This window comes from Rhodocaloribacter sp. (assembly GCF_056451265.1).
The window spans coordinates 26,938-36,278 of record NZ_JBWOPL010000113.1; the positions used below are offsets into that span (position 1 = coordinate 26,938).

Annotated in this window: 6 protein-coding genes; all 6 read left to right on the top strand. The window is 62.6% G+C overall.

The genetic code is table 11. From position 1 onward, the window contains the following. Nucleotides 1-121 precede the first annotated feature (121 nt). Nucleotides 122-3,352, top strand: coding sequence for a type IX secretion system periplasmic lipoprotein PorW/SprE (porW, locus tag AC1HIY_RS16760; RefSeq protein WP_479577941.1), 3,231 nt, complete (start codon nucleotides 122-124; stop codon nucleotides 3,350-3,352). Nucleotides 3,353-3,650: 298 nt separating this feature from the next. After that, complete coding sequence (gene ftsH / locus AC1HIY_RS16765) at nucleotides 3,651-5,747, top strand: ATP-dependent zinc metalloprotease FtsH (protein WP_479577942.1); 2,097 nt, start codon at nucleotides 3,651-3,653, stop codon at nucleotides 5,745-5,747. Nucleotides 5,748-6,053: 306 nt separating this feature from the next. Then, nucleotides 6,054-6,428 carry a 30S ribosomal protein S12 gene (gene rpsL, locus AC1HIY_RS16770; RefSeq protein WP_479577943.1) on the top strand — a complete coding sequence of 125 codons (375 nt, stop codon included), beginning with the start codon at nucleotides 6,054-6,056 and terminating at the stop codon, nucleotides 6,426-6,428. 120 nt (nucleotides 6,429-6,548) lie between these two features. Further along, nucleotides 6,549-7,016, top strand: a complete 468-nt coding sequence (gene rpsG, locus AC1HIY_RS16775; protein ID WP_456424821.1) for a 30S ribosomal protein S7 — start codon at nucleotides 6,549-6,551, stop codon at nucleotides 7,014-7,016. 45 nt (nucleotides 7,017-7,061) lie between these two features. Next, a complete protein-coding gene (gene fusA, locus AC1HIY_RS16780) occupies nucleotides 7,062-9,155 on the top strand; it encodes an elongation factor G (RefSeq protein ID WP_479577944.1) in 2,094 nt (697 codons plus the stop codon). A gap of 64 nt (nucleotides 9,156-9,219) precedes the next feature. Beyond that, nucleotides 9,220-9,341, top strand: a 122-nt coding sequence (locus AC1HIY_RS16785; RefSeq protein ID WP_457652101.1) for a GTP-binding protein, incomplete at its 3' end; no start/stop codon positions are given.

The window sequence follows — 9,341 nt, forward strand, 5'->3', positions numbered from 1 at the left end:
ATTCACAAGGTTGCATTGAGTGGCGCTCCGGCACGCACCGGATCCGCCGCACGTCCGTTCTGCTCGACATTCCACAGCATAATCTTCCATGATGGGTCGCCGCCTCTGTTTCCTGGCTTTGATGTTGACACTGTCCGGTTGTGGCGGCAACTCGTTTGTCGGCCGCCGCTTCGACAACTTCACCGCCTATTACAACACTTTCTATAATGCGCGGAAGGCCTTCGACCGGGGCGTGAAGGCCCTCCGGCGCGACGAAGAAGCGGTCAACCGGGAGCTCTATCTCCCCATCTTCTCCGACCCGGACCGCGCCTCGAAATCGAAGGATTTTGAGGATGCGATCAAGAAAAGCGCCGACGTGTTGCGCAAGCACCCCGGTTCGAAGTGGGTCGATGATGCGCTGCTGCTGATCGGCAAATCCTATTTTTACCAGCAGAACTACGTCGGAGCCGAGCAGAAATTTCAGGAGGTGATCGATCAGGAGTCGGAGTTGGAGGACGAGGCGCGTTTCTGGCTGGCGCGCACGCTGATTGCGAGCGAGGCCTACGATGAGGCGGCGGCGCATCTGCAGGTGAGTCTGGCGCGGGAGGGGCTGGACAAGAAGTGGGCCTCGATGCTGCATCTCGCACTGGGGGAACTCTACGTCAAACGGGCCGAGTGGGAGGCCGCCGCCTCGGAGCTGGAGCAGGGTCTGGAGCATACGCCCGATAAGATCGTGGCTGCCCGCGCGCAGTTCTTGCTCGGTCAGGTTTATGAGACGATGGGGCGGTATGAGGATGCCGTGGCGGCCTACAAACGCGTGAAAAAGTACAACCCGCTGTACGAGCTTTCCTATGCCGCGCAATACAGCGCCGTCCGCGTCGAGGGGCTGCACGGCGACGGCGAAGAGGCGCTGAAGATGCTCCGGAAGATGGAGCGGGACGACAAGAACTACGGCTATCGCGCCGAAATGGCGTATTTGCGCGGGCGGATCTATCAGGCGATGGGGCTCGGAGAGGAAGCGCGCGAAAGTTATCTCGACCTGCTCTATAACGACGATCCGACCTTGAATGCGGCCAACGTGAAAGGACGCATCCATTATGCCCTCGGCGAACTCTATCGTGATTATTTCAGCGATTATGTGCGCGCCGCTGCCTATTTCGATACCGCCTCGGTCTCGATCCGTCCGGGCGGCGTGGGCGGGCGACGCAGCGTGAGCCGAACCACCAAACTCGACCCGAGCGAGTTTGCGCCGGAGGCCATTCTGGACGGGGAGGAGGTGAAAGAACAGTTTGCCAGCTATGCGCGGGTCTACCGGGAGATCGCCCGCATGGACTCCCTGCTGGAGCTGGGCAACCTCGACCCGGAGGCGTTCGATGCGCGCATCCTCGAACTGCGGAAGCAACGCGCCCGGGAACTGGAGGAACGTCGCCGCCTGCGCGAAGCACGGCAGATCGAACAGCGCTTCCAGCAGGGCGCAGGCAATCAGCAAAACTTCAACCCGCAGGCGCAGGGATTGCCCGAAGGAAAGATCGTTCCCGGCATCAACGCGCCACGCTCCCGGGGCGACGCCGGCTTCCTCTATCACCGGGACCCGATCCGGCTCCAGGAAGCGCGGGCGAACTTCATCGACAAATGGGGCGACCGCCCGCATGTGCCCAACTGGCGGCGGATCGACGCGATCAGGGGGAGGAGTGAAGTGGCCGAGGAGGACGAGGCAGCGACCGAACAGACCCCGGGCGCCGAGGGGAAGGCGACGGAATTGCCGACCATCGACCTCACCGGCATTCCCCGGGATTCGCTCTCACAGGCCCGGATGCGCGCACAGCGTGCCATGGCCCGGTACGAACTCGCCAACGTGCTCTTCCTCGCCATCGGTCGCCCGGATTCGGCGGCAGTGTGGTATCGGAAGGTCATCGAAGAGGATGCCGATGAACCCGTGGCACAGCGCGCTTATTATGCGCTGGCCGAAGTGCAACGCGCCCTCGGCGATACCGAATCGGCCCGCCGACTCTATCAGCAAGTGTTCGAAGCGTATCCGAATTCCGACTTCGCGGAGCGCGTGCGGGAACACCTCGGCCTCGAAAAAAGTGTGGCGAGCCTCGGTCCGGATTCCCTCGGACAGGCCGAGCACGCATATGAGGAGGCCTATGAAGCCTGGAAAGAAGGCCGATATGACGGCGCGCTCAACGACATGGTGCGCATCGCCGGGCAATATCATACCACCGACGTCACCCCCCGCGCGCTGCTGGCCGCCGGAGCCATTTATACGGAATGGGCCGTTCGCGACAGCCTCGACCTCTTCGCCCCCCTCCCGCTCGACGTGCCGGATTCCCTCTTGATCCGGAGCGGGCTGTGGAAGCTGCCCGAGGCGCCTTCGGACAGCGTCGCCGTCGCCGCCGACTCGCTTCACGGAGAAGCTTCGGAGGCGGCGCTTTCCGACGGAAGATCCGAGCGCTTGTCTGCGCCGACGGACAGCACATACGCGGCGCCGACGGACAGCACATACGCGGCGGCGACGGACCGCACATACGCGGCGGCGACGGACAGCACGTACGCGGCGGCAACGGACCGCGCACCGCCTGCCCGGGAGGAGCCACCGCCCCCCGCCACGCCCGAACCGGTGCGGCTGACGACCCTGTACGGCACTTTGATTGCCGATTATACCCGCACGCCGTATGCCGCGCAGGCCCGGCAGTTTCTGGCGGTCCTCGAAGAACTTCGCGCCGCCGCCGATACGCTGGCTGCCACGGACAGCATGGTCGTTGCCGGGGGGCTGATGGCCTCCGATTCCCTGGTGACCCTTCCGGACTCGCTTTCCGGCGTCTCGGACACGCTCGCCGTCGTGCCGGACACGGCATTTGTGGCTCCCGAGACGGTTGTGGACGAAGGCGCATCGCCGGCCGCCGAGTCCGAGGCGGGCGTCGCGGACGAGCCGGCAAGCCCGCGTTTGCGGGGGGACGACGCAGCGCTTCTGAAGAAACGCCCGGGGGACGCCGGGGTGCGGAAGAAAGGGCTGTTCGGCCGGCCCGTGACGAACCGAAAAAAGGCCCCGGCCGATACCACGGAGGCGGCGGAAGTGCTTGACACGGCGGACGAGATGCCCGAACCGGTTGGCGGCATGGAGGCTTTTCTGAAGAAAGTGCATTACCCGGAATCCGCCGCCCGCGCCGAACTCGAAGGCGACGTGGTGGTCCGGTTCGTCGTCGATGAAGAGGGGCGCCCGAGTGACGTGAAGGTGATGAGCGGCATCGGAGCAGGGTGCGACGAAGAGGCCGTGCGGGCGGTGCGCGCGGCGCGCTTCGTGCCCGGCGTGCAGGACGGGAAGCCCGTAAAGGTCAAAATGACGCTCGTCATTCCCTTCCGGAAGAACTGATCGAGCCGGGCGCGATGCTGGTTCGGTCGCGCGGCGTATTCTGCGCCGGTGGAACCAAATCCGCCTCTGGGGGGTTCGGCATCTGCACTGAATTAGGCGTTGAAAACCATGCCTTTGCGCGGATGCGCTCTGCCCAAAAGCAACTGCACGGGTGGAGGACGCGCGATGATTCCGAAACCTATGGACCCCGGGTGCGCGTACCCACGAAGGGTTCTCGCCGCCGTCTCTTCTGCCCTTTCCTTTACGAAGTGTCGATGCGGAGCCCTACACGCATCTCTGGGATAAACAGTATACCGATATGGCGCAAGATGAGCGCAACCGAATAAACAGCGACCGAGAAAATCGCTCCTCCGGACCGGGTCCACGGTTTTCCGACCGGCGGCCCAAGTTCTCGCTCTGGATCTACCTCGCCATTTTTCTGGCGTTGCTGGTGCACGTGTTCCTTTTTCTCGGAAGCGAAGATCCGAACGCGATCGACTACAGCACGTTTCTCGATTATGTGGAAAAAGGCTACGTGGAGAAGGTCGTCATCGTCAATGACGCCCGCATAGACGGCACGTATACGAGCGAGGCCGTGCAGAATCAGCGCGTCAAGATCGGCAAGCCCCGGCAGTCGTTTCTGAGCAATGAACAGGCCGAGACGCCCCGCCGCTTTACCACCAACAAGCCGAGCGACCACGAACTGACGAGCTTCCTGCAGGCGTACAACGAGCAGGCTCGAACCGCAGGCAAGCCCGAGGTCGAATTTACCGCTCAGCGTGAGGAAAACTGGTTCGGCGGCCTGCTGACATGGGTGTTCCCGCTGGTCATCATCATCGCGCTGTGGGTGTTTCTGCTCCGGCGGATGAACCCGAACTCGCAGGTGCTCAACATCGGGAAGAACAAGGCGGTGCTCTTCGATGCGATGGGCGACCAGAAACTGACGTTCAAGGACGTGGCCGGTCTGGACGAGGCCAAAGAGGAAGTGGTCGAGGTCGTCGACTTTCTGCAGAACCCGAAGAAGTTCACCCGTCTGGGCGGCAAGCTCCCGAAAGGCGTCTTGCTCGTCGGGCCGCCGGGGACGGGCAAGACGCTCTTGGCCAAAGCCGTCGCGGGCGAGGCGGAAGTGCCGTTTTTCTCACTCTCCGGCTCCGACTTCGTCGAGATGTTCGTGGGGGTGGGCGCGGCCCGTGTGCGCGACCTCTTCCGGCAGGCGAAGGAGAAAGCGCCGTGCATCATCTTCATCGACGAGATCGACGCCATCGGACGCTCGCGCGGCAAGGGCATGATGATGGGCTCGAACGACGAACGCGAGAACACGCTCAACCAGCTTCTCGTCGAGATGGACGGGTTCAATACCGACAAAGGCGTCATCATCATGGCCGCCACCAACCGTCCCGACGTGCTCGATTCGGCGCTGCTTCGCCCCGGGCGGTTCGACCGGCAGATCCTCATCGACCGTCCCGACCGCCGCGAGCGGGAGGAGATTTTCCGCGTCCACACGCGCGACCTCATCCTCTCCGAGGACGTGCACCTCGAAGTGTTGGCCTCGCAGACCCCGGGTTTTGCCGGGGCCGAGATCGCCAACGTATGCAATGAGGCGGCGCTTCTGGCGGCCCGGGAAGGCAAGGAAGCCATCGGGATGAACGACTTCGAGCGGGCTATCGAGCGGGTGATCGCCGGGCTGGAGAAGAAAAGCAAGATCATCTCACCCGAGGAGCGGAAGATCGTCGCCTACCACGAGTCCGGGCACGCCATCACCGGATGGTTCCTCAAGCATACGGACCCGGTGATCAAGGTCTCCATCGTGCCGCGCGGGCTGGCTGCGCTCGGTTATGCGCAGTCCCTGCCCGACGAGCGATACATTACCACGCGCGAGGCGTTTATCGACCAGATGACGATGATGATGGGCGGGCGTGCCGCCGAGGAGATCATTTTCGGGCACCTCTCGACCGGGGCACAAAACGACCTGGAACGCATCACCAATCTTGCCTACGCCATGGTCGTCGACTTCGGCATGAGTGAGCGGGTCGGGCACGTGAGCTTCAACCTGGCGCGCAAGCGCAAGGAGGGGGCGCTCTTCGATAAACCGTACTCGGAGAAGACGGCCGAGGTGATCGACGTGGAGGTCCGGCGCATCATCGAGGACGTGCGAGAACGAGCGCACGTCATGCTCGAAGAAAAGCGCGATATGCTCGAAACGATGGCGCAGACGCTTCTGGAGAAAGAGGTGCTCGGACCCAAGGAACTCGTCGAGATCCTGGGCGCGCGCCCGCACGGCGAGTACGTCACGTTCAACGGCCATGCGACGGGGAGCATTCCGGAAGCAGACGCCGAAGCGGAGACGGGCGACGTGGCTGCCGAGGCGCAGGGCGACGGGGCTGAGAGCGCTCCGCCGGGCACGCCTGACGCCTGAACGCCGGACCCGTTGTCGCCTCCTTTCCTGCGTACGGACTTCCGCTTTCGCCTGATAATATTGAACATTTGATACGTATCGATATATCGAAAACAAAGACGTTTGGAGGGCCGGTGGGGGCTTCAAAAGCAAGGCACAGCGAGGGAGGGCTTCAAATCTTAGTTTCTTCATAGAAGCCGGGGATTAAAAAGCGACCTGGTTTAGTATATTGTAAAACTGCAGCGACAGTGGCCTTCTGGTGCAGCTAGGAGGCCACTCTTGTTGTGTTAAGCAAGAAGGAGAATCACAGTCAAACGAGGAGCAGACGTGCCAACGATTCAGCAGCTTGTTCGGAAAGGGCGTCATCCCAAGGTTAAAAAGACGAAGTCGCCGGCGCTTTCTTCGTGCCCGCAGCGGCGCGGCGTGTGCACGCGTGTGTATACGACGACGCCGAAGAAGCCGAACTCGGCCTTGCGCAAGGTGGCCAAGGTGCGCCTGACCAGCGGCATCGAGGTGATCGCCTACATCCCCGGAGAAGGGCATAACCTCCAGGAGCACTCGATCGTGCTGGTGCGCGGCGGTCGTGTGAAAGACCTGCCCGGCGTGAAGTACCACATCGTCCGCGGGGCGCTTGACGCCTCGGGCGTGGAAGATCGCCGGCAGTCGCGCTCGAAGTACGGCACCAAGCGGCCGAAAAAGTAGGGCAGTGGAGCTTCGGGGCGTTTAGCCTCAGAGATTGTTTGATTCGTCAACGCGAGAATGGCCGTACGGGCCGGCCGCAAGCGGCTTCGCCGGTCATTCGTTCGATAGTTTGATAATCCTATGCGTAGAAAAAGAGCAGAACGGCGGCAGGTATCGCCTGACCCGGTTTACAACGATGAGTTGGTGGCCCGTTTCGTCAATGCCGTGATGGAAAGCGGCAAGAAGAACGTTGCGCAGAGCATCGTCTACCATGCGTTCGACGTGATCGAAGAGCGGATGGAAGAGCCGGGCGTGGAGGTCTTCAAGAAGGCGGTGAACAACGTTGCGCCGCTGGTGGAAGTCCGCAGTCGCCGCGTCGGGGGGGCCACCTATCAGGTGCCCATCGAAGTGCGGCCGGACCGCCGCATGACGCTGGCTTTTCGCTGGCTCATTCAGTATGCCCGCGCCCGCAACGACAAGAGCATGGCCAACCGTCTGGCAAACGAACTGATGAGCGCGGCGCGCGGTGAAGGCGGCGCGATCAAGAAAAAAGACGACACGCATCGCATGGCCGAGGCGAACAAAGCCTTTGCTCATTTTAGATTCTAAATATGCGGCCCCCGCTTTCGGGCGCGCATTTTCATTGATACCGACATGGCTAATTCGAAAAAATTCCCGTTGGAGCGCACGCGCAATATTGGCATTATGGCCCATATTGACGCGGGTAAAACCACCACCACCGAGCGCATCCTGTTTTATACGGGCCGCGTCCATCGTATGGGTGAGGTGCATGAGGGCGGCGCGACGATGGACTGGATGGACCAGGAAAAAGAGCGCGGCATCACCATCACGAGCGCCGCGACGACCTGCGCGTGGCGGGACTACCGCATCAACATCATCGACACGCCCGGGCACGTCGACTTCACGGTCGAGGTGGAGCGCTCGTTGCGCGTGCTCGACGGCGCCGTCGCGCTTTTCTGCGCCGTGGGCGGCGTCGAACCGCAGTCGGAGACCGTCTGGCGGCAGGCGAACAAATACCACGTGCCCCGGATCGCTTTCGTGAACAAGATGGACCGCACGGGCGCCGATTTCGAGAGCGCCATCACGCAGATGCGGGAGCGCCTCCACGCCAATGCCGTCCCGGTGCAGATTCCGATCGGCGCGGGCAGCCTCTTTCGCGGCGTCATCGACCTCGTGCTCAACAAGGCCATCATCTGGCATGACGAGACGCAGGGCGCGACCTGGGATGAGATCGACGTGCCGGACGACCTCAAGAAAGAGGCCCGTCACTGGCGTCTTCTGCTGCTCGAAGCCGTGGCCGAGCACAACGACGAGCTCTTGATGAAGTATCTCGAGGGAGAGGAGATTACCCCCGACGAGATCAAGGCCGTGGTGCGCGAAGCCACGTTGAGCCTGGACATCACGCCCGTCTTCTGCGGTTCGGCCTTCAAGAACAAGGGGGTTCAGCGCCTGCTCGACGGCGTCATCGACTATCTGCCGAGTCCCCTCGACATTCCTCCGGTCAAAGGGATTCTTCCGGGCGGAGACGAGGAAGCGGAGCGCCTGCCCGACCCCCAGGGGCCGTTCAGCGCCATCGCCTTCAAGATCATGACGGACCCCTACGTGGGGAAACTGACGTTCTTCCGCGTTTACAGCGGCACGCTCAAAAAGGGAGAGCAGGTCTACAACGCCACGGCCGGCAAGAAGGAGCGCGTGGGCCGCATTCTGCTCATGCATGCCAATAGCCGCGAGGATGTAGACGACGTGCGCGCCGGCGACATCGCCGCCGCCGTCGGGTTGAAGGCCGTGCGCACCGGCGACACGCTGTGCGACCCGAGTCACCCGATCATCCTCGAAAAGATGGAGTTCCCCGAGCCGGTCATCCGCATCGCCATCGAGCCGAAGACGAAGGCCGACAGCGACAAGCTGGGCCTTGGGCTTCAGAAGCTGGCCGAGGAAGACCCCACCTTCAAGGTGCGGACGGACGATGAAACGGGTCAGACGATCATCGCCGGCATGGGCGAGCTGCACCTCGAAGTCATCGTCGACCGTCTCCGCCGCGAGTTCAAGGTCGAAGCCAACGTGGGGCGTCCGCAGGTAGCCTATCGCGAGGCGATCCGCAAGACGGTCGATCAGCGCTATACGCACAAGAAGCAGACCGGCGGTCGCGGGCAGTTCGCGGAAGTCTGGCTCGAGATCGGCCCGAACGAATCGGGCGTCGGCCTGGAGTTCATCAACGACATCGTGGGCGGCTCCATCCCGAGGGAGTTCATTCCTTCGGTGCAGAAAGGGATCGAGTCGGCGATGTCGCAGGGCCCCCTGGCGGGCTATCCCATCGAAGGCATCCGCGCCCGGCTCTACGACGGCAAGTACCACGCCGTCGACTCGGACCAGATGTCGTTCGAGGTCGCGGGGCGTATGGCTTTCCGCGAGGCCGCGCGCCGGGCCCAGCCCATCATCATGGAGCCGGTCATGGCCGTCGAGGTCATCACGCCGGAAGAGTACATGGGCGAAGTCATCGGCGACCTCAACAGCCGCCGCGGGCGCATCGAGAGTCTCGGGCAGCGCCAGGGCGCACAGGTCATCAAGGCCAAAGTGCCGCTCTCCGAGATGTTCGGCTATTCGACCGACCTCCGCTCGCTCACGCAAGGGCGCGCCATCTATACGATGCAGTTTGAGAATTACGTCGAGGTTCCGAAGGCGATTGCCGAGGAGATCATCGCGAAAGCTTCCGGCGTGGCGGCCTGAGGCGCTCGCCAGGGATAGCACAACCTTTTACGAAATCAACACGCGACAGACAGGAACATAAGCCATGGCAAAGGAACAATTTGTTCGTACGAAGCCGCACGTCAACGTGGGCACGATCGGTCACGTGGACCACGGCAAGACCACGCTCACGGCCGCCATCACGCAGGTGCTGGCCAAGCACGTCAG

Excerpts from the sequence above, each read along its gene's own strand:
- ftsH (WP_479577942.1), top strand. The coding sequence starts at position 3,651 with ATGGCGCAAGATGAGCGCAACCGAATAAACAGCGACCGAGAAAATCGC.
- porW (WP_479577941.1), top strand. The coding sequence starts at position 122 with ATGTTGACACTGTCCGGTTGTGGCGGCAACTCGTTTGTCGGCCGCCGC.
- fusA (WP_479577944.1), top strand. The coding sequence starts at position 7,062 with ATGGCTAATTCGAAAAAATTCCCGTTGGAGCGCACGCGCAATATTGGC.
- rpsG (WP_456424821.1), top strand. The coding sequence starts at position 6,549 with ATGCGTAGAAAAAGAGCAGAACGGCGGCAGGTATCGCCTGACCCGGTT.